General features: G+C 64.7%; 19 protein-coding genes. 13 read left to right on the top strand and 6 right to left on the bottom strand.

The window, feature by feature from the left end; translation table 11 throughout:
* Positions 1–334 precede the first annotated feature (334 nt).
* From R2N16_RS10835 to fliF, 6 genes are all read right to left on the bottom strand, one after another.
* Entirely contained in the window at positions 335–1,915 is a 1,581-nt protein-coding gene (locus tag R2N16_RS10835) for a flagellar hook-length control protein FliK (RefSeq protein ID WP_316665676.1), read from the bottom strand.
* A gap of 38 nt (positions 1,916–1,953) precedes the next feature.
* On the bottom strand, positions 1,954–2,418 hold the full coding sequence (gene fliJ, locus R2N16_RS10830) for a flagellar export protein FliJ (RefSeq protein WP_316665674.1): 465 nt from the start codon (positions 2,416–2,418) through the stop codon (positions 1,954–1,956).
* Positions 2,419–2,526: 108 nt separating this feature from the next.
* The gene (gene fliI, locus R2N16_RS10825; protein WP_316665673.1) at positions 2,527–3,966 is read right to left on the bottom strand and encodes a flagellar protein export ATPase FliI; all 1,440 of its coding nucleotides are present in this window, start codon (positions 3,964–3,966) and stop codon (positions 2,527–2,529) included.
* Positions 3,956–4,693 (bottom strand): flagellar assembly protein FliH, encoded by a 738-nt coding sequence (gene fliH, locus R2N16_RS10820; protein ID WP_316665672.1) that lies wholly within the window; start codon positions 4,691–4,693, stop codon positions 3,956–3,958. Before fliH ends, fliI begins: the two co-directional genes overlap by 11 nt.
* 35 nt (positions 4,694–4,728) lie before the next feature.
* A complete protein-coding gene (fliG, locus tag R2N16_RS10815; protein ID WP_027679900.1) occupies positions 4,729–5,721 on the bottom strand; it encodes a flagellar motor switch protein FliG in 993 nt (330 codons plus the stop codon).
* Entirely contained in the window at positions 5,718–7,553 is a 1,836-nt protein-coding gene (fliF, locus tag R2N16_RS10810; protein WP_316665671.1) for a flagellar basal-body MS-ring/collar protein FliF, read from the bottom strand. The genes fliG and fliF overlap by 4 nt, the downstream gene beginning before the upstream one ends.
* 283 nt (positions 7,554–7,836) lie before the next feature.
* Here fliF and fliE (R2N16_RS10805) point away from each other — a divergent pair, with 283 nt between their 5' ends.
* From fliE (R2N16_RS10805) to R2N16_RS10745, 13 genes are all read left to right on the top strand, one after another.
* Positions 7,837–8,181: a flagellar hook-basal body complex protein FliE gene (gene fliE, locus R2N16_RS10805; protein WP_316665670.1), complete on the top strand. Its 345-nt coding sequence runs from the start codon at positions 7,837–7,839 to the stop codon at positions 8,179–8,181.
* A 35-nt stretch (positions 8,182–8,216) separates the two neighbouring features.
* On the top strand, positions 8,217–9,326 hold the full coding sequence (locus R2N16_RS10800) for a glycosyltransferase (RefSeq protein WP_316665669.1): 1,110 nt from the start codon (positions 8,217–8,219) through the stop codon (positions 9,324–9,326).
* A 10-nt stretch (positions 9,327–9,336) separates the two neighbouring features.
* Positions 9,337–10,110, top strand: coding sequence for a glucose-1-phosphate cytidylyltransferase (gene rfbF, locus R2N16_RS10795; RefSeq protein WP_316665668.1), 774 nt, complete (start codon positions 9,337–9,339; stop codon positions 10,108–10,110).
* Positions 10,104–11,201 (top strand): CDP-glucose 4,6-dehydratase, encoded by a 1,098-nt coding sequence (gene rfbG / locus R2N16_RS10790; protein ID WP_316665930.1) that lies wholly within the window; start codon positions 10,104–10,106, stop codon positions 11,199–11,201. The genes rfbF and rfbG overlap by 7 nt, the downstream gene beginning before the upstream one ends.
* Positions 11,198–11,791, top strand: a complete 594-nt coding sequence (gene rfbC, locus R2N16_RS10785) for a dTDP-4-dehydrorhamnose 3,5-epimerase (protein WP_316665667.1) — start codon at positions 11,198–11,200, stop codon at positions 11,789–11,791. The genes rfbG and rfbC overlap by 4 nt, the downstream gene beginning before the upstream one ends.
* Positions 11,788–12,939, top strand: coding sequence for a DegT/DnrJ/EryC1/StrS family aminotransferase (locus tag R2N16_RS10780; protein ID WP_316665666.1), 1,152 nt, complete (start codon positions 11,788–11,790; stop codon positions 12,937–12,939). Before rfbC ends, R2N16_RS10780 begins: the two co-directional genes overlap by 4 nt.
* Positions 12,924–13,766 (top strand): phytanoyl-CoA dioxygenase family protein, encoded by an 843-nt coding sequence (locus R2N16_RS10775; RefSeq protein ID WP_316665665.1) that lies wholly within the window; start codon positions 12,924–12,926, stop codon positions 13,764–13,766. Before R2N16_RS10780 ends, R2N16_RS10775 begins: the two co-directional genes overlap by 16 nt.
* 2 nt (positions 13,767–13,768) lie before the next feature.
* On the top strand, positions 13,769–14,956 hold the full coding sequence (locus R2N16_RS10770) for a class I SAM-dependent methyltransferase (protein ID WP_316665664.1): 1,188 nt from the start codon (positions 13,769–13,771) through the stop codon (positions 14,954–14,956).
* On the top strand, positions 14,953–15,468 hold the full coding sequence (locus R2N16_RS10765; RefSeq protein ID WP_316665663.1) for a GNAT family N-acetyltransferase: 516 nt from the start codon (positions 14,953–14,955) through the stop codon (positions 15,466–15,468). The genes R2N16_RS10770 and R2N16_RS10765 overlap by 4 nt, the downstream gene beginning before the upstream one ends.
* Complete coding sequence (locus tag R2N16_RS10760; RefSeq protein WP_316665662.1) at positions 15,465–16,181, top strand: WbqC family protein; 717 nt, start codon at positions 15,465–15,467, stop codon at positions 16,179–16,181. The genes R2N16_RS10765 and R2N16_RS10760 overlap by 4 nt, the downstream gene beginning before the upstream one ends.
* The gene (locus R2N16_RS10755) at positions 16,174–17,448 is read left to right on the top strand and encodes a glycosyltransferase family 2 protein (RefSeq protein ID WP_316665661.1); all 1,275 of its coding nucleotides are present in this window, start codon (positions 16,174–16,176) and stop codon (positions 17,446–17,448) included. Before R2N16_RS10760 ends, R2N16_RS10755 begins: the two co-directional genes overlap by 8 nt.
* Positions 17,449–17,465: 17 nt before the next feature.
* Positions 17,466–17,795: a flagellar hook-basal body complex protein FliE gene (fliE, locus tag R2N16_RS10750; protein WP_316665660.1), complete on the top strand. Its 330-nt coding sequence runs from the start codon at positions 17,466–17,468 to the stop codon at positions 17,793–17,795.
* A 156-nt stretch (positions 17,796–17,951) separates the two neighbouring features.
* On the top strand, positions 17,952–18,374 hold the full coding sequence (locus R2N16_RS10745; RefSeq protein ID WP_316665659.1) for an organic hydroperoxide resistance protein: 423 nt from the start codon (positions 17,952–17,954) through the stop codon (positions 18,372–18,374).
* The last annotated feature ends 10 nt before the right edge of the window (positions 18,375–18,384 follow it).

Below are 18,384 nucleotides of genomic sequence, written 5' to 3'. Positions count from 1 at the left end.
AAAAACAAAAAGCGCGCCTCGCGGCGCGCTCTCCCGTAAGTACGGCAAACATGCGGTGCGCCAGCCCCCCGGCTCGGACACCCCGCATCGGTCCGTGTGCATCCGCCCGAGGACGGATGTGGCGAAATGATCCCCGTTTGATCCCTTCTTCGCCAGTCGGACTTGACCCCCTTGTTATTCATTGGCAACGCTGCCGCGTCAAACGTATGCGCGGCGTGCTCGCGTTGTTATTTCCCGCCCTTCTTTTCGTTGCCTTGCGGCTGGCCATTTTTGCATGGCACTCCTGCGTACTAACGGCAGGGTTGCGTCGAACTTTAGGCGCTGCCGGCAAGCGTCAGGCAAACGTATCGATCGCGCCTTCGTGGCTGGAAACACGGCGCGGCGCCACCGTCAGCGTATCGGCGCGGTCTTGCGAGCCGCTGCTGCCATAACGGCTGCCGCTGCCCCCGTTGCCCGAACCGCCACCCTGGTTTTGCGCCGACGTGCCTTGCCCCGCGCTCTGCTGCTGGCTGAAGTCGCCCGTGCTGACAGACGTTTGCGCAAGCTGCATCCCGCCTTGCTGCATGGCGTCGCGCAGGCGCGGCATGGCGTCCTGCACGAGTTCGGCCACGGCCTGGTGCTGGCAGACAAAGCTCGCGTTGACGGCGCCGTTGTCCACTTCCAGCTTGACGTGCATGCCGCCCAGCTCGGCCGGATTCAACTGCAGTTCGGCCGAGGATTGGCGATGCACTTGCATGAAGGCGAGCTGGCTGGCCATGCTCTGGGGCCACGCGGCATCGCCAAAGGTGGGCAGCGTGTGGACTGGCTGCGGCGTGATCGATGCCGCTGCGCCAGCGTTGGCGCCGCCCACCGCAAAGGTAGGCGCGGCCATGCCCGCGTCGGCATTGGCACGCGACAGCACGCCCTGGAACTGCGTACCGCCGCCCTGCGCATTGGCTTGCGTACCGGCGTTATCCGTGTTGCCAGTGTTGCCGGAGTTGGCGCCATTGCTGGCGTGGCTGGTGGCATCGGTTACCGCGGCCGTGGCCGTTTGCGTGGCGGCGTTGTGTGCGTTCAGATCGCTGCGGCGCGGCAGGCCGTGGTCGGCATTGGCGCCCTGTGCAGACGATGTGCTGCCGAGTTGGCGCACGGCGGCCGGCGTGTTGTCGGCAACGGCGCGCGTGCGGGCCATGGTCTGGGCCAGCGTGCTGCCGTCGGGCAGTGCGGTGGCGGGCGGCGTCGGCGTGTTTGCGGCGTTGGCCTTGGTGTCCTTCGCGGCGGGCACGCTGGCCTGGCCGGCTTGCGCCGTCGTGGCCGGGTCAGCCGCGCCCTGCGTGCCGGTAGCGGCAGCACTGGCGGCGGCCAGTGCGGCGGTGTCATTTGCGGATGATTTGCCGGCAGCCTGCGTCGCCGTGTCGGTATCGGCGTTGGTATTCGATTGGGCTACAGGCTGGGCAACCGGCTGTGGCACGGCCGTGGCCTGCTGCGCGGCTTGGCGCGCGGCCTCGATCTGGGCGGCCAGTTGAGCCGCCGGATCGACCACCGCCTGCTGCGCGGCGGTATCCAGATCCTTGGCGCTGGCAGGCTGCGCCGGCTTGGTGCTGGCCGTATCTGGGGTGCTGCTGGCAGGCGTGGTGACAGCCTGTGCCGGCGTGTTGCCGTCGGCCGGTTTGGCGTCCTGATCGTTGCGCGCAGCGCCCACGCGCGCGACGTCCTTGCGGGCGAGATCGACGCGGCGGCCGGCATCGTCGGCGGCGGATTGTGCGTCGGCGCGGCGGCGCGCGGCGTCCTGGGCCATGCGGTCCGACAACAGGTTGCCGAAGGTATCGGTGCCCGAGGTGGAAGCCTGCGTTTTGTCGGCGGCAGCAGTATTGCCAGCCGACAGCATGGCGCCCAGGTCTTTGGCAGCGGCGTTGGGGGTGGCACTCAAACCCACGTTGACTCCATCTTGCGACTGCGTGTTCGCGTTGGTCTTCAATTGCCGCCCTGTGCCGCACGCATGCGGATCACCTTGGCGGCGTGTTCGTCGTTGTCGCGCTGGGCTCGGCGTTCTTCGTCCAGGCGCTGCTCTTCAATGTGGCGCTGGCGCAGGATGTCGAACGACTGCTCGCGGCGCTGCTTTTCAAGCCAGTTGGCGCGGCTCATCGCAAGCTGCTGCTCCAGCGCGTTGATGGTGCCCTTCTGCTGGTGCACGGCATTGCCCAGGCGGTCGATAAAGGCTGCGTAGTTGCGCAGGCGCGTAACGTCCATGCCGCCTTCGGCCGTGCTCAGCATTTGCTGGTGATAGTTGTTGCGGTAGTCGGACAGCAGCGCCAATTTTTGCGTGGCGACCTCGCGTGTGTTCATCAGGCGGCCGACTTCCTGCGTGGCTTTTTCGGTGTCCTTCTGGGCCAGTTCCAGCACGGTTTCGAGGCGGAACGGCTTGTTCAGGGTGGTCATCGGTAGACCCTCCAGTTTCCCGTTACATCAACCCATCGGACGCAAACCCGGCGGCTTTAGCCACCGTCTTGCGCAAGGCTTGCGTCTTCACACTGTCAAGCGCGCATGTCATGCGAGCACTCCCTGCATTTTTTCCAGCGTGTGCTCGCGGCTTTCGTTCTCGAACATGCCCTGCTGCAGGAACGCTTCCATGTCGGGGTAGCGCGCGATGGCCTGGTCGGTCACCGGGTCGCTGCCACGCGCGTAAGCGCCGACCGCAATCAGGTCTCGGTTGCGCTGGTAGCGGGCGTAGAGCTGCTTGAAGCGGCGGGCCGTGTCGAGCTGCTCGCGCGGCACGATGGCCGACATCACGCGGCTGATCGACTGTTCGATATCGATGGCCGGGTAGTGGCCCTGTTCTGCCAGCTTGCGCGAGAGCACGAAGTGGCCGTCCAGAATGGCGCGCGCCGCATCGGCAATCGGGTCTTGCTGGTCATCGCCTTCGGCCAGCACGGTGTAGAACGCGGTGATGGAGCCGCCACGGCCGTTGGCGTCCACCATGCCGTTGCCGGCACGTTCAACCAGCGCCGGCAGCTTGGCAAACGCCGAGGGCGGATACCCCTTGGTGGCCGGCGGCTCGCCGATGGCCAGGGCGATCTCGCGCTGCGCCATCGCATAACGCGTGAGCGAATCGACGATCAGCAGCACGTTGCAGCCGCGGTCGCGGAAATACTCGGCAATGGTGTGGGCGTAAGCGGCGCCCTGCAGGCGCATCAGTGGCGACGTGTCGGCCGGCGCGGCCACCACGGCCGAGCGTGCCAGGCCTTCGTCGCCAAGAATCTCGTCGATGAATTCCTTCACTTCGCGGCCGCGCTCGCCAATCAGGCCCACCACCACCACGTCGGCTTGCGTGTAGCGGGCCATCATGCCCAGCAACACGCTCTTGCCGACGCCGGAGCCGGCGAACAGGCCCAGACGCTGGCCCTGGCCAACGGTCAACAAACCATTGATGGCGCGCACGCCCACGTCGAGCACATGCTCGATCGGCTTGCGCTTGAGGGGGTTCAGCGGTGCCGGGTTCAATGTGCCCCAGGCGAGGTCTTCATGCGCGCCCAGCGGCCCCTTGCCGTCGAGCGGCTCGCCGTTGGCGTCCACCACACGGCCCAGCAGGCGCGGACCCACGGGCAGGAACTTGCTGTGCGAAATCGTCGGGTCGGCAGCGTCGGCCGGCAGGCGCTGCGGTTCCAGCGGAAACACGCGCGCGCCGGGCACCACGCCCACCAGATCTGTCTGCGGCATCAGGAAGGCGCGTTCTTCGGCAAAGCCCACCACTTCAGCGAGCACGTGACGGCCATGCGGCAGTTCCACCCGGCAGGCGCTGCCCACAGGCAGCTTCAGGCCCACGGCCTCCATGACCAGACCTGCCACGCGCGTGAGCTTGCCGCACGTCACCACCGGACGCGCCACGCGCGCACGCTGAGCCGTCTGGCGAAGGTGGGTCTGCCACATGCGCACGTTGGAATTGTCTGCGGCGGCCTGTACCGGCGGCCGCACGATTTCAGGCGACATGGAGCGCACCTCCTGCCACGCGCTCGGCTTCGGAGCGCTCGCTGGCCAGCCACGCGGTATCGCGGCCAAGCGCCCGGGTCAGTTCAGCCCAGCGGGTTTGCAGCGTGGCATCGGTTTCGCCAAAGCGGGTCTGCACGCGGCAGCCGCCGCGCTCAATGGCGGCATCGGCGATGAGCGTCCAGCCGGCGGCGGCCAGCTCGGTGCCCAGCGTCTGTCGGATCAGCTCGGCATCGTCGGCATGCACGCGCAGCATGGCAGGCGCCGGTGCGGTGGGCGCATCGCCCAGCACCTCGCGCACGAGCGGCAGAATGCGTTCCGGCTGCGCGTGCAGCGCGCCGTGCAGGAACTGCTGCGCAAGCTGCAGGGCCAAGTCGACCAGTTCTTCAGCAACGCTGCCGTTCAGTTGATCGATCGCCTCGCGCACCGATTGCATCAGCACAGCGATGTGCCTGGAGTCTTCCTCGCCCTGGCGGCGGCCCTGCTCGAAACCATCCTGAAAGCCCTGCGCAAAGCCATCGCGACGGCCTTCGTCGCGAGCGGTGGCAAGCTCTGCGTCAAGCGCCGCCTGCCATTCCTCTTCGGAAATCGGCGGCTCTTCGGGCTCGGGCGGCGGAGGCGGCGGCGCGGCTGCAGCGGCGGCCAGCGCGGCCTGCCGCTCGAAGTCGGTCGGCTCCCACGGCTGGTATTCGACCAGCGTGTCGCGCGAGATGATCGGCGGGCGCGGCATCTCAGCGCCCCATCACAGCAAAGCGGCCAGCACGGTCAGACATACGCGTCCTCCGCCTTGCGGCCGATGGTGATCTCGCCTTCGTCGGCCAGGCGGCGCGCAACCACCAGGATTTCCTTTTGCTGCGCTTCGACTTCCGACACCTTGACCGGGCCCAGCACTTCCAGCTCTTCCTTGAGCATCGTGCCGGCACGCTGCGACATGTTGGCGAACACCTTGTCGCGGAACTCCTGCTTGGCGCCCTTGAGGGCAACCACCAGAACGTCCTGGCTGATCTCACGCAGCAGCGTCTGCAGCGCACGGCCGTCCAGGTCGATCAGGTTGTCGAACACGAACATCTTCTCGACGATGGCATCGGCCAGTTCCGGATCGCGCGAGCGCACGCCTTCGATGACGGAGCTTTCCACTGCGCTCGGCACCAGGTTGAGGATTTCCGCTGCCGTGAGCACACCACCCATTGCGTTCTTTTTGCGATGGTCGTTGCCTTGCAGCAGCTTGGTCAGCACGTCGTTCAGCTCGCGCAGCGCGCTGGGCTGAATACCGTCGAGCGTGGCGATACGCAGGATGGTGTCGTTGCGCAGGCGCTCGGTGAAATAGGTCAGAATTTCCGAAGCCTGATCGCGGTCCAGGTGGACCAGGATCGTGGCGATGATCTGCGGGTGTTCGTTGCGGATCAGCTCCGCCACCGACGATGCATCCATCCACTTCAGGCCTTCAATGCCGCTGGTATCACCGCCCGAGAGGATGCGGTCGATGATGTTGGCGGCACGGTCGTCACCCAGGGCCTTGCGGAAGACGGTGCGGATGTACTCGTTGGAATCCACGTCCAGCGGCAGGTCTTCTGCTTCGACAAAGAAGGCGTCAAAGGCGTCGAGCACACGCTCGCGCGAGACGTTCTTCAGCGCGGCCATGGTCGCGCCCAGCTTCTGCACTTCGCGCGGGCCCAGGTGTTTGAGCACTTCGGCGGCTTCGCTTTCGCCCAGCGACATCATCAGGATGGCGCTGCGTTGGAGTCCTTCGGCGCTCATTCGTTATTCACCCATTGTTTGATGACGGCCGCGACTGCGCGCGGGTTGCTCTGCGCCACGCGGCGCATGGTCTCGAGCTTCTTCTCGAAGTCGTTGTTCTTGAGTTGCGGCAGCGCGTCCGGCAGCTCTTCGGAATCGGCGCCGACAATCGCCGGACCTTCCAGCTCTGGGCCGGCCGAGGCCGCGGCGCCGGTGATGATCGGGGCGTTCGGATCTTCGCCTTCGCGGCCCACAAAGGTGGGCGTGGCCGGCTCGTCCTTCTTGCTCATCGAGCGGATCGCCGGACGGATCACCGCAAACACCAGGATCAGGAAGCCGACTGCCAGCGCCAGATACTTGGCTGCCTGAATGGCGTACTGGATCATCTCCGGCTGCTTCCACAGCGGCAGGTCGTCCTTGGACATCGGCAGCGTGCCCGAGAACTGGCTGTTGACCACGTTCACGGAGTCGCCGCGCTTGGCGTCAAAGCCCACGGCATCCTTGACCAGCGCGTTGAGGTTGGTCATCTCGGCTTCGGACAACGGCTTCCAGGTCTTGCCGTCGCCGCGGTAGTTGACCACCACGGCCACCGACAGGCGGCGCACGGTGCCCACTGCGGCGCGGGTGCGGCGCACGGTCTTGTCGACTTCGTAGTTGGTGGTGGTGTCGCGGGTGCTCGACGCAGTGCCGCTGGTCGCGGTGCCGCTCGTGTTGGCAGCCCCCGGTTGTTGCGCTTGGCCATTCGGGCCGGTTGCCGCCGGTTGCGACGCCGAGGCCGGGGCCGGCGCGGTCGGCAGCATGCGCGGCGCGGTCGGGGGTTGATTGGACAACGCACCCGGAACGCCGCCCTGGGCGTCGGCCTTGTTCTGCGTTGCTTCCGCGGTGTGCGTGCTGCGCACGGCTGCGTTGGCCGGATCCTGGTTCGGACGGTATGTCTCGGCCATCTGCTCGGTGTTGTCCAGATCGACGTCGGCCGTCACCTGCGCACGCACGTTGTCTTCGCCCACCACGGGGCCGAGGATGGCCTCGATGCGCTTGATGTAACCCTGCTCGACGTCGCGCACATAGCTGAGTTGCGTCGGGTCAAGGCCCGAGGCGTTCTCCTGGAACGACGACGACAGCAGGCGGCCGGATTGGTCGACCACCGTCACGTTGGCCAGCGGCAGATTCGGCACGCTGCTTGACACCAGGTGGCCAATGGCCTGCACCTGCGAGCGGTCGAGCATGCGGCCCGGATACAGCTTGAGCAGCACCGAGGCGCTGGGCTTGGCCTGCTCGCGCACGAACACCGACGGCTTGGTCATCGCCAGATGCACGCGGGCGGATTGCACCTCTTGCATGGCCTGGATGGTGCGGGCCAGCTCGCCTTCCAGGGCGCGCTGGTAATTGACTTGCTCGGCAAACTGACTGGTACCGAATTTCTGGTTTTCCATCAGCTCGAAGCCGGCCTGCCCCCCCTTGGGCAGACCTTGCGAAGCGAGCTTCAGGCGGGCTTCATGCACGTTCGTCTCGGGCACCATGATGGCGGTGCCGCCTTCGGCAAAGCGGTACGGCACGTTCATTTGTTGCAACGCAGCGATGATCGCCCCACCGTCACTGTCGGACACATTGCTGTACAGGACGCGGTAGTCCGGAGCGCGGCTCCACAGCATCGCGGCGGCAATGACAGCCACCAGCGCCGCACCACCGATCATCATCAGCAGACGCGGCGACAGACGGCCGAGCGGGCCCAGTGCGTCCAGCGCACCTGCACCTCCCGCTTTCTGGCGCGTCATCGCGCCCTGGCCTACCGCTGGCATATCCACCGTACCGAGCGTGTCGGCGACAGCAACCGAATCGGCTGTCGTTGGCATCCCAAATCTCCTGACTGACTACGTTGCTTGAGCGCTTACCCAAAGTCTGGGCATGGCTCCGTGGTTGCCATTATCGGCAGTGGGTGCGCAAGCAAATCGGCAAGAAGAGGGCGTTTTCCCGCTCTTTTGGGCGCTTGGGAACGGCGGGCGGGCGGCTACCTTTGCATCACCGTGGCGCCATAGCGACCAACCGGCCAGGGCGGAAAACACCCCCCGGAAAGCCGGCCAAGGCAACCAAGCAGCAGCGCCGCAAGCAATACCAGCAAAAAGGAGTTGTCTTCACATGGATATTACGAACGCCAATTCGGTGGTCTCGCTGATGAACAGCGTGCTGGCGCCGTCCAGCACGGTCGGCGGCATTGGCGCAGGCGTCGGTTCGGCCGCGGGGGACGGTGCCAAGGTCAGCGTTGACTTTGGCGCAGTGCTCAAGTCGTCGCTGGACCGGGTCGACGCGTCGCAACAGAAAGCCGAATCCGTTTCGCGCAGCTTCGAAATGGGCAACAACGACGTCGATCTGCACGACGTGATGCTCTCGCTGCAGAAAGCCAACATTGACATGCAGACCGCGGTGCAGGTGCGCAACAAGTTCGTCTCGGCGTACCAGAGCATCATGAGCATGTCGATCTAACGTCACTTTTATAGGTTTCCCTTTCTTCGCGCCGCATGTCCAAACACGCCAAACACCGCGCCCACCCCGCCAAGGGCAGTCTGGCGCTGGTCGTCATTGCCCGCGACGAGGCCGCTTGCATTGAGCGCTGCCTGATGAGCGCCAAGCCGCACGTCGACCGCATGATCGTGCTGGACACCGGCTCGACCGACGACACCGTGGCAATTGCCAAGGCGTGCGGCGCCCAGGTGCACCATTTCACGTGGGTGGACGACTTCTCCGCCGCCCGCAATGCCGCGCTGGCCGCCGCCAATGCGGACTGGAACCTCGTGCTGGACGCCGACGAATGGATCGAGGCCGGCACGGACGAGCTGCGCAACGCTTGCACCTTCGGCCCGCTGCTGGGCGTGGTGTGCATCCGCAGTGAATACGACATTTCCGGCCACGTGGAGCATTCCAACAGCTGGATCGCCCGCCTCTTGCCGCGCGGCGTGCGCTACAAGGGCCGCATCCACGAGCAGCCCAATGCCAACCTGCAGCGTGTGCGCCTGCCGCTCGTGATCGGCCACGATGGCTACATGAACGCGAAGCTGGATCAAAAGCGCGGGCGCAACCAGACCCTGTTGCAACTGGAACTGGCCGCGCATCCGGATGACCCGTATGTGCTCTACCAGCTCGGCAAGGATTTTGAGATCAACCAGGCCGACCCGGCCCAGGCCGCAGCGCACTACCAGCGCGCGCTGCCCATGGCGCCCAAGACGGCGCCGTATCGGCATGACCTGTGCATCTGCCTGCTGGCGTGTCTTTCCAAATCGAAGCAACTGGACGCGGCCATCACGCTGGCGGGTGAATGGATGGAAGAGTGGTCCGGCTCGCCCGACTACTTCTACATGCTCGGTCACCTGATGTTCGAAGCCGCCGCGCAAGACCCCGCGCAGGCCGAGAAGCAATGGCTGCCGATGGCGGAAAACGCCTTCCTGAAGTGCCTGGAGATTGGCGAGCAGCCCAAGCTGGACGCCGCCGTATTCGGGCGCGGCAGCTTTGCCGCCGCAAAGTACCTGGCGCTGACCTACCGCGCCCTGGCCGACACGCTGGCCATCAAGTCGAACCAATATTCCGACATCGCGCGGCAGATGCAGGAACGCAGCGCAGTCGCCGCCGCATGAGCACGCAATCATGAAGACAGTCATCCTGGCCGGGGGCCTCGGCACGCGCATCAGCGAGGAATCGCACCTGCGGCCCAAACCGATGATCGAAATTGGTGGGCGCCCGATCCTGTGGCACATCATGAAGATCTATGCAGCCCACGGCATCAACGACTTCATCATCTGCCTCGGTTACAAGGGCTACGTGATCAAGGAGTACTTCGCCAACTACTTCCTGCACATGTCGGACGTGACGTTCGACATGTCGAAGAACGAAGTGACCGTGCACGAACGCCATGCCGAGCCCTGGCGCATCACGCTGGTCGACACCGGCGAGCAATCGCAGACCGGCGGCCGACTGAAACGCGTGGCCGCGTATCTGGACCCGAACGAGCCGTTTTGCTTCACCTACGGCGACGGCGTGTCCGACATCGACATCACGAGCAAGATCGCCTTCCACCGCGAGCACGGCAAGATGGCCACCGTGACGGCCGTGCAGCCGCCGGGGCGCTACGGCATGCTCCAGCGCGACGGCGCGCGCGTGACCGGCTTTACCGAGAAGCCGCCCGGCGACGGAGGCAGCTGGATCAACGGCGGCTTCTTCGTGCTCAATCCGTCCGTCATTGAATACATCGCGAGCGAAGACACCCCGTGGGAAGGTGCGCCAATGGCACGCCTGGCTGAGATGGGGGAACTGAACACGTTCGAGCACCACGGTTTCTGGCAGCCGATGGACACGCTGCGCGACAAGAACAGTCTGGAAGCCCTGTGGCAAACGGGGAGTGCGCCGTGGAAGAAATGGTGACGCTCACGCCGTCTGCGTGGGCCGGCAAGCGCGTCTTCCTGACCGGGCATACCGGCTTCAAGGGCAGTTGGCTGGCACTGTGGCTGCGCCAGCTTGGCGCCGAGGTGTACGGCTACAGCCTGGCGCCGCAAACGCGCCCGAATCTCTTTACGCTGGCCGAGGTGGAATCCGCCATGGCAGGGCACACGCTGGGCGATATCCGGGACGCGGATGGCCTGCGTGCTGCCATGACCGCGGCACGGCCCGACGTCGTCTTTCACCTTGCGGCGCAACCGCTGGTGCGCGCGTCGTATCAGGACCCGGCCGGCACCTACGCCACCAACGTGATGGGCACCGTGAACCTGCTGGAAGCCGCGCGTGCCTGCACCGGCCTGTTGGCCATCGTGGTGGCCACCACCGACAAGTGCTACGACAACCGCGAGTGGGCCTGGGGCTATCGCGAGACCGATGCACTCGGCGGCCATGACCCCTATAGCGCATCCAAGGCCTGCGCCGAACTGGTGGCCGCGAGCTACCGGCGCGCCTTCTTTGCCAACGGCCCGCTGATGGCCACCGGCCGCGCAGGCAATGTGATCGGCGGCGGCGACTGGTCGGAAGACCGGCTCATTCCCGATGCCGAACGTGCCATGCGTGCCGGCACACCGCTGATCATCCGTTCACCGCACGCCACGCGGCCGTGGCAGCACGTCCTGGATTGCCTGCATGGGTATCTGGTGCTCGCGCAACGCCTGCTGGCCGGTGACGCCGCCTGTGCAACCGCCTGGAACTTCGGCCCGGACAGCGCCGCCACGCGCACGGTCGAGCAGGTGCTGCAAGGCTTGCAACAGCATTGGCCCGCGCTGACCTGGCAACTGGACGCTAATGCCGCCACCGGCCGTCACGAAGCCGGCATGCTGCATCTCGACGCCAGCCGGGCGCGCCAGCAACTGGGCTGGCAGACTGCGTGGCCGTTCGAGACCGCGCTGGAACAGACCGCCGCGTGGTATCGGCATCTGCATGAAAAGACTGCGGACGCGCGCGCGCTCTGTGACCAGCAGATTGACCGCTTCACCGCCGCTGCATCGACTGCCACATCCAGGAGCGCCGCATGAGCCGCTTCAATATCCAACCGACACCACTGGCCGGCGTGGTTGAAATCACCCGGCAGGTCATGGGTGACCACCGCGGCTTCTTCTCGCGCTTCTTCTGCGCGGACGAACTTGCCGCCGCGGGCTTCGACAGCCCCGTCGCGCAAATCAACCACTCCTATTCCGCCAAGCGCGGCACCGTGCGCGGGCTGCACTTCCAATACCCGCCGCATGCCGAGATCAAGCTGGTGAGCTGTATGCGTGGCCGTGTGTTCGACGTGGCCGTTGACCTGCGTGCAGACTCGCCCACGTTCTTGCAATGGCATGCGGTGGAGTTGTCTGCCGAACGCCGCAACAGCCTGCTGGTGCCGCGCGGGTTTGCCCACGGCTTCCAGGCGCTGGAAGACGATTGCGAGTTGCTGTATCTGACCTCGACGCCGTACGCGCAAGCCGCTGAAGACGGCCTCAACCCGCTCGACAGCCGCCTGGGCATTGCCTGGCCGCTCGCCATGACCGAATGCTCCGACCGGGACCGCAACCACCCGCCGCTGACCGACGCGTTTGCGGGCATCACGTTGCGGGCCCTGAATCCTGAACTGCAGGAACAGCCATGACCCAGAAGATTCTGTACTCCAAGCCGTCGATTACCGAGCTGGAAGTCGAATACGCCACCGACGCCGCGCGCAACGGCTGGGGCGACCAGTGCTACGCCTACATCAACCGCTTCGAGAAGCAGTTTGCCGAGTTTGTCGGCACGCACTACGCCATTGCCACATCAAGCTGCACCGGCGCCATGCACATGGGCCTGGCCGCGCTCGGCATCGGCGCGGGCGATGAGGTGATCCTGGCCGACACCAACTGGATCGCCACGGCATCGCCCATCACCTACGTGGGCGCCACGCCGGTGTTTGTCGACATCCTGCCGGACACCTGGTGCCTGGACCCGGCGCTCGTGGAAGCGGCCATCACGCCGCGCACGAAAGCCATCATCGCCACGCACCTCTACGGCAACCTGTGCGAGATGGACCGCCTGCTGGAAATCGGCAAGCGCCACGGCATTCCTGTCATCGAAGACGCGGCCGAAGCCGTCGGCTCGCGCTGGCACGGGCACGCAACCGGGGCGCAAGGCATCTTCGGCACGTTCTCGTTCCATGGCACCAAGACCATGACGACGGGCGAAGGCGGCATGTTCGTCACCAACGACCGCGCGCTGTACGACCGCGTGATGACGCTGAACAACCATGGCCGCGTGCCCGGCGGCAAGCAGTTCTGGTCCGACTTCATCGGCTTCAAGTACCGCATTTCCAACGTGCAGGCCGCCATCGGCTGCGCGCAGCTCGAGCGCATCGACGCGCTGGTTGCACGCAAGCGCGAGATCTTTGCGGCGTATCGGGCGCACCTTGGCGGGGTTGCCGGTCTCGCCCTCAACCCCGAGGCGCCCGGCACGCTCAACAGCTACTGGATGCCCACCGTTGTGTTTGACGAAGCGCTGGGCATTACACGCGACGGGCTGCTGGCCGCCTTCTCGCGCCGCGGCATCGATGCACGCGTGTTCTTCTATCCGCTAAGTCAGACGGAGTTGTTCGGCACATCTGCCGACAGCGCACGCAACAACGCACCCAACAGCTATGCGATTGCCGAGCGCGCCATCAACCTGCCGTCGTATCACGACATGTCGAGCGAGAACATCGAGACGGTGTGCAACGTGGTGCTCGATCTCGTGAAAGAACATCAGGAGACGCTCACATGCCTGGCATCCTGAGCCGTGATCAAATCGAGACCTTCCAGCGCGACGGCCTGCTGATCCTGCGCGACTTCTATGCGCCGTCGCAGGTCGAGCCGATCCAGCGCGCCATCTACGACATCATCGGTCTGGTGATCGACAAATACCGTCTCGACATCGAGCGCGCACCGTTTGCGCCGGAACGGTTCGACGACGGTTATCAGGCGGTCATCAAGGCCAATCGCAAATATGGCGCCGAGGTGTATGACGCGGTCAAGCAGATCCCCGCGTTTGTCCGCCTGCTGGGCGACGAGCGCCATGAGCAGCTCGTTCGCAGCGTGCGCCCTGGCGCGCTGCCGGGCATTGCGCACGCCGGCTCCGGCATCCGCATCGACAACCCGCGTGAAGAGAAATTTCGCGCCAACTGGCATCAGGAATATCCGGCCCAGTTGCGCAGCCTGGACGGCGTGGTGTTCTGGAGCCCCTTGGTGGAAATCACGCCCGAGATCGGGCCGGTGGAGTTCTGCCCCGGCTCGCACGTGGAAGGGCCGCTGCCGGTGTTCAGCGCCGACCCGGACAACGCCGGCAAGCAAGGCGCCTATGCATTGCTGATCAAGGACGAGGCGAGCTATCTGGCGCGCTATCCGCACGTGCAACCGCTGACCAAGCCGGGCGACCTGGTGATGGTCGACTTCCTGGTGCTGCACGCATCGGGGCACAACTCGAGCCAGCGATCGCGCTGGTCGATGCAGTTCCGCTACTTCAATTTCTGCGAGCCGACGGGGCGCTCGCACGGTTGGAAGGGCTCGTACGCCAACGGCGTCGACTTCCGCACCGTCCATCCCGAACTCTCCGTGGAAGCCTGACCATGACCCAAGGTGCACTGCCATGCAATGTCTGCCAGCTGCCGCTGGCAGAGCCGATTTACCGCGCGGCGCCGCAAAGCTCGCTGTCTTCCCTGCGCCGTGCCATGGACGGCACGCTGGAGGTGTTCTGCTGTGCCGCGTGCGGCCATATCCAGACCGTCGAGCTGTGCGATAACGGCAGCTTCTACGACACCGAGTACGACATCCTCGTCAACAGCGAGGAGGAAGATCAGATCTACGCTGTCGAGAACGGCCGGAAGATCTTCCGCGCCGATCACCAGGCCGCCACGTTCCAGCACAAGCTGGCGCAGCAGGGCGGGTTACACGAGGGCGCGCGCGTGGTCGACTTCGGCTGCGCAAAGAGCGCGACCATGCGCCTGCTCAAACAACAACGCCCCGACGTGGACGTCCATCTGTTCGACATCAGCGACCGCTATGTCGGCTTCTGGGAGAAATTCCTGAGCCCCGGGCAATGGGCCACGTACACGATCCCGCCGGCATGGCAACGTTCGTTCGATGTGGTCAGCTCGTTCTTCTCGCTTGAGCACATCCCCGACCTGACGACCGCGCTGCGCAACATCCATGGCCTGCTGCGTGACGGCGGCCTGCTGTACGCCATCGTGCCGAACACGTTCACCAACTCGGTGGACTTTCTGGTGGCCGATCACGTCAACCACTTCACGCACACGTCGCTGCAGACGCTGCTGGCCAACCACGGGTTTGACCTGCTCGAAGCCGATGCGCAAAGCCATCGGGGCGCATTCGTTGTCACCGCCGTGCGCCGGCCTGGCGACAGCAAGGTCGCGCCGGTGCTCGATGCACAAGAATTGGCCGACACACAGAGCGCAGCCAACAAGCTTGCCCGCTTCTGGCAACAAGCCTCCAGCCATCTGACTGACTTTGAAACACAGCACGGCAGCGCGCCCGCCGTGATCTATGGCGCCGGTTTCTACGGCGCCTACACCGCAAGCAATTTGCAACAGCCGCATGCCCTGCGTGCGTTTGTGGACCAGAACCCGTACCTGCAAGGGTCCTCCCTGGCGGGTAAGCCAGTTGTGGCGCTGGACAGCATTCCGGATGAGGTCGAGGTGGTGTACCTGGCCGTCAACCCGGTCATTGCCGATGAAGTGCGGCACACCGTGGAAGCTGCGTATCCGAATCGCTTCCGCTATTTCCGCTTCCAGCCATGATCGCGCGCGGCTCACTCGTCCTTCGGGAATGGCGCGAAAGCGATATTGCGCAACTGCTGCCGCTGCGCAACGACATACCGATACAGTTGCAGCTCATGACGCGCCCGCGGCCAAACTCGGCCGCGAGCGTGCGCGACTGGCTGATCGCGAAATCGAAGCAGAGCGACCTGGTGCTCTTCATCATTGCCAGCCCGGCAGATGACAGCGTGCTGGGCTACCTGCAGCTGAACCACATCGATGCGGTCAACCGGCACGCTTCGCTCGGCATTTGCCTGGCGCCGTCGGCGCAAGGCAAGGGCCACGGGCGTGCCGCCTGCGAGGCCGCATTTGCCTACGCCAGCGAGACGCTGTGCCTGCGCAAGATCACGCTGGAAGTGCTGGCCGAAAACACACACGCCATCGCGCTGTACGAGAAGCTCGACTTCCGGACCATCGGCACGTTGACCGGCCATTACCTGCAAGACAACCGCTGGCACGACGTTGTCCTCATGGAGCGGATGCTGGCGCCATGAAGGTCGTGATCACACAACCGATGCTGTTCCCGTGGGTCGGCCTGCTTGAGCAGATCATGCTGGCGGACGTGCTCGTCAATTACGCCGACGTGCAGTTCTCCAAGGGCAGCTTCACCAACCGCGTGCAGATCAAGGAGCCGAGCGGCACGCGCTGGATGACGGTACCGCTGGAGAAGTTCCACCTCGGCGCGCGCATTGACGAGGTCAAGCCCGCCACCAACGTCGACTGGCGCGCACAGCATCTGCGCATGCTGGAGCAGGCCTACGAGGCCGCGCCGCATGCAAGCGACATGCTGGCGTTGGTGCGCTCCGTATACGAGGCCGACTACACCAACATGGGCGCGCTGGCACTGGCGTCCATGCGCGCAGTGTGCCGCTATCTGGGTATCGAGCTGGACCGCAAATTTGTCGACTCGCCCGACCTGAACATTCCCGGCCGCAATACCGATCGCGTGCTGGCCATCGTGCAGAAGCTGCAAGGCGACACCTACATCACCGGACACGGCGCCAGGAACTACCTGGCCCATGCCGAATTCGAGCAGCATGGCGTCGCCGTCGAATACATGAACTACGCCATGCGGCCGTATCCGCAGTTGCATGGCGCGTTCACTCCCTTTGTGAGCAGCCTGGACCTGATTGCCAATCATGGGCCGGCCAGCAAGCAGTACATGTGCCCTCAGACCCTCAACTGGCGCGAGTTCATCCATGAGTGAGATCGAAGCAATCCAACCCGAAGTGCTGCGGGACGTCGCGCCCGTGAAGCACGACAAGGTCATCCAGCAGGTTGCATTGAGCGTCTGCATCCCGACCTACAACCGCGCCCGCTATCTCGACAACCTGCTCGCAGAACTGGTCTCGCAGATTGGCGAACTGAAGTTCAGCTACGAACTGCTGATTGGCGACAACTGCTCGACCGACGCCACCGAAGACGTCGTGGCGCGCTATCAGGACAAGCTGAACATCCGGTATTTCCGCCGCCCGTCCAACCTGGGCTCGGCGGAAAACCTGAACCAGCTCTACCGCAGTGCGCAGGGCAAGTACGTGCTCTACCACGCCGATGACGACCTGCCGATCCTGGCCGAGATCAACAACAACATCGACATCTTCGAGCGCAACCCGGGTGTGGATGTCATCTTTGCGCCGTGGTTCATTCACGACTTGCCGACGCGGCAGGACGTCACCGCGTTCTACCGCCAGGACGACAACTACCTGATCGAGCAGCACGACTACGCCAAGCTGCTGGCGCTGGTCTTGTCGCACCACCTCTTTCCGGAAATCTATCTGGCACGCCGCGAGGTGATGGACCGCATCTACTTCAGCGCGCCCGAGCCTGCGTTCTACGCTTTCGTGCACGCCGCTGAAATGCTCGGCTCCAGCGCGGTGTACTTCAGCAAGACGCCGTTTTATCGCTCGGTCTCGCGCTACTTTGCCGATGAGACCCGCGCCCAGGCCGGCAACGAAGAAGTGAAATACGCGTGGGACCGCTATCGCGGCGGCCTGGAATACCTGTTCGGCAAGTTCTCGCACACGCTGCCGGCCGCCGAGCGCCCGGAGTGGCTGAACGCGATCAACCAGTTCGTGCTGGCGCGCATGAAGGTCGCGCTGCGCCTGCGCACGCATGAAGGCGGCAACTGGATCGACAACTACTACATTGCCAACCGCGTCCGCGCGCTGGGTGATGTGTCCGATCTGCCCGCGCCGTATGACCTGTACCGCGTCAACGCCGCGTTCGAATACGTGACCAAGCTCGACCCGTTCAAGCCCGAGCCGCCCAAGTACGCCACCCTGCGCCGCGCACCGCTGCAGGTCTTCCACCACGCGCACGGCTTTGCCGACACCGAGTTCTTGGTGCTCGACGACGATGCCGCCATTCCGCATCACACCATCGTCGTGACGCCGATTCCGATGGACATCCCGGTGCCGGCCGGCCGCGAAGTCCGCTTCGTGTCGGAACTGGAAACGCTCGCCAAATTTCCCTGATTCACTGACCGCTCCACATGGATCTCTCCAACGCCAATTCCGTGGTCTCGCTGATGAACAGCGTGCTGGCACCGTCAAGCGCCGTCGGCGGCAGCACCGCCAGCGGCGATGCCGGCAAACCGAGTGTCGACTTCGGCTCCGTACTCAAGTCATCACTGGACCGTGTCGACGCTTCGCAGCACAAGGCCGAAACCATCTCGCGCAGCTTTGAGATGGGCAACAACGACGTCGACCTGCACGACGTGATGCTCTCGCTGCAGAAGGCCAACCTCGACATGCAGACTGCCGTGCAGGTGCGCAACAAGCTGGTCTCGGCCTACCAGAGCATCATGAGCATGTCGATCTGAGATCACCCTCTTCTGCCCTTTTCCACGTTGCGGAGAAGGGTTTCCGGTCGCCCTTGCTATTTATATTGTGCGCAATATAATTGCGTCATTGATTTTTAGATCGATCTCCCGGCCGACATGTCGCCGACCGGGTTTCCCACATAAGAGGACCCGACCATGAAGACGCTCTACCAGACCCAAGTCACCGCTGAAGGCGGCCGTGCCGGCCATGTTCGCAGCGCGGACGGCACGCTGGATATGCCCCTCTCGCTACCGCGCGAACTGGGCGGCGCAGGGGGTGCCGCCACCAACCCCGAGCAACTGTTTGCCGCCGGTTATGCCGCCTGCTTTGAAAACGCTGTGCTGCATGTTGCACGTGGCAAGCAGATCAAGCTGGCGTCGACGTCGGTTACGGCGACCGTGGGCATTGGCCCGCGCGAAGATGGCGGGTTTGCGTTGACGGTGTCCCTGACCGCCACCCTGGGCGGCGTGGACGAGGCGACGGCACAAGCGCTTGTGGCTGCCGCGCATGGCGTATGCCCCTATTCGCATGCCGTCCGTGGCAATATTGACGTCCAATTAAACACGGTCACGCGCTGAGCCTCTCGCT

The sequence above is a fragment of the Ralstonia psammae genome, from assembly GCF_958405935.1.
Taxonomy (GTDB): domain Bacteria; phylum Pseudomonadota; class Gammaproteobacteria; order Burkholderiales; family Burkholderiaceae; genus Ralstonia; species Ralstonia psammae.
This window is presented reverse-complemented; position numbering and strand designations above follow the sequence as displayed.

What these genes read in the sequence shown, in the direction of transcription:
- fliJ (WP_316665674.1), bottom strand. Translation starts at nt 2,418, where the DNA reads ATGACCACCCTGAACAAGCCGTTCCGCCTCGAAACCGTGCTGGAACTG.
- fliI (WP_316665673.1), bottom strand. Translation starts at nt 3,966, where the DNA reads ATGTCGCCTGAAATCGTGCGGCCGCCGGTACAGGCCGCCGCAGACAAT.
- fliH (WP_316665672.1), bottom strand. Translation starts at nt 4,693, where the DNA reads ATGCCGCGCCCGCCGATCATCTCGCGCGACACGCTGGTCGAATACCAG.
- fliG (WP_027679900.1), bottom strand. Translation starts at nt 5,721, where the DNA reads ATGAGCGCCGAAGGACTCCAACGCAGCGCCATCCTGATGATGTCGCTG.
- fliF (WP_316665671.1), bottom strand. Translation starts at nt 7,553, where the DNA reads ATGCCAACGACAGCCGATTCGGTTGCTGTCGCCGACACGCTCGGTACG.
- fliE (WP_316665670.1), top strand. Translation starts at nt 7,837, where the DNA reads ATGGATATTACGAACGCCAATTCGGTGGTCTCGCTGATGAACAGCGTG.
- R2N16_RS10800 (WP_316665669.1), top strand. Translation starts at nt 8,217, where the DNA reads ATGTCCAAACACGCCAAACACCGCGCCCACCCCGCCAAGGGCAGTCTG.
- rfbF (WP_316665668.1), top strand. Translation starts at nt 9,337, where the DNA reads ATGAAGACAGTCATCCTGGCCGGGGGCCTCGGCACGCGCATCAGCGAG.
- rfbG (WP_316665930.1), top strand. Translation starts at nt 10,104, where the DNA reads ATGGTGACGCTCACGCCGTCTGCGTGGGCCGGCAAGCGCGTCTTCCTG.
- rfbC (WP_316665667.1), top strand. Translation starts at nt 11,198, where the DNA reads ATGAGCCGCTTCAATATCCAACCGACACCACTGGCCGGCGTGGTTGAA.
- R2N16_RS10780 (WP_316665666.1), top strand. Translation starts at nt 11,788, where the DNA reads ATGACCCAGAAGATTCTGTACTCCAAGCCGTCGATTACCGAGCTGGAA.
- R2N16_RS10775 (WP_316665665.1), top strand. Translation starts at nt 12,924, where the DNA reads ATGCCTGGCATCCTGAGCCGTGATCAAATCGAGACCTTCCAGCGCGAC.
- R2N16_RS10770 (WP_316665664.1), top strand. Translation starts at nt 13,769, where the DNA reads ATGACCCAAGGTGCACTGCCATGCAATGTCTGCCAGCTGCCGCTGGCA.
- R2N16_RS10765 (WP_316665663.1), top strand. Translation starts at nt 14,953, where the DNA reads ATGATCGCGCGCGGCTCACTCGTCCTTCGGGAATGGCGCGAAAGCGAT.
- R2N16_RS10760 (WP_316665662.1), top strand. Translation starts at nt 15,465, where the DNA reads ATGAAGGTCGTGATCACACAACCGATGCTGTTCCCGTGGGTCGGCCTG.
- R2N16_RS10755 (WP_316665661.1), top strand. Translation starts at nt 16,174, where the DNA reads ATGAGTGAGATCGAAGCAATCCAACCCGAAGTGCTGCGGGACGTCGCG.
- fliE (WP_316665660.1), top strand. Translation starts at nt 17,466, where the DNA reads ATGGATCTCTCCAACGCCAATTCCGTGGTCTCGCTGATGAACAGCGTG.
- R2N16_RS10745 (WP_316665659.1), top strand. Translation starts at nt 17,952, where the DNA reads ATGAAGACGCTCTACCAGACCCAAGTCACCGCTGAAGGCGGCCGTGCC.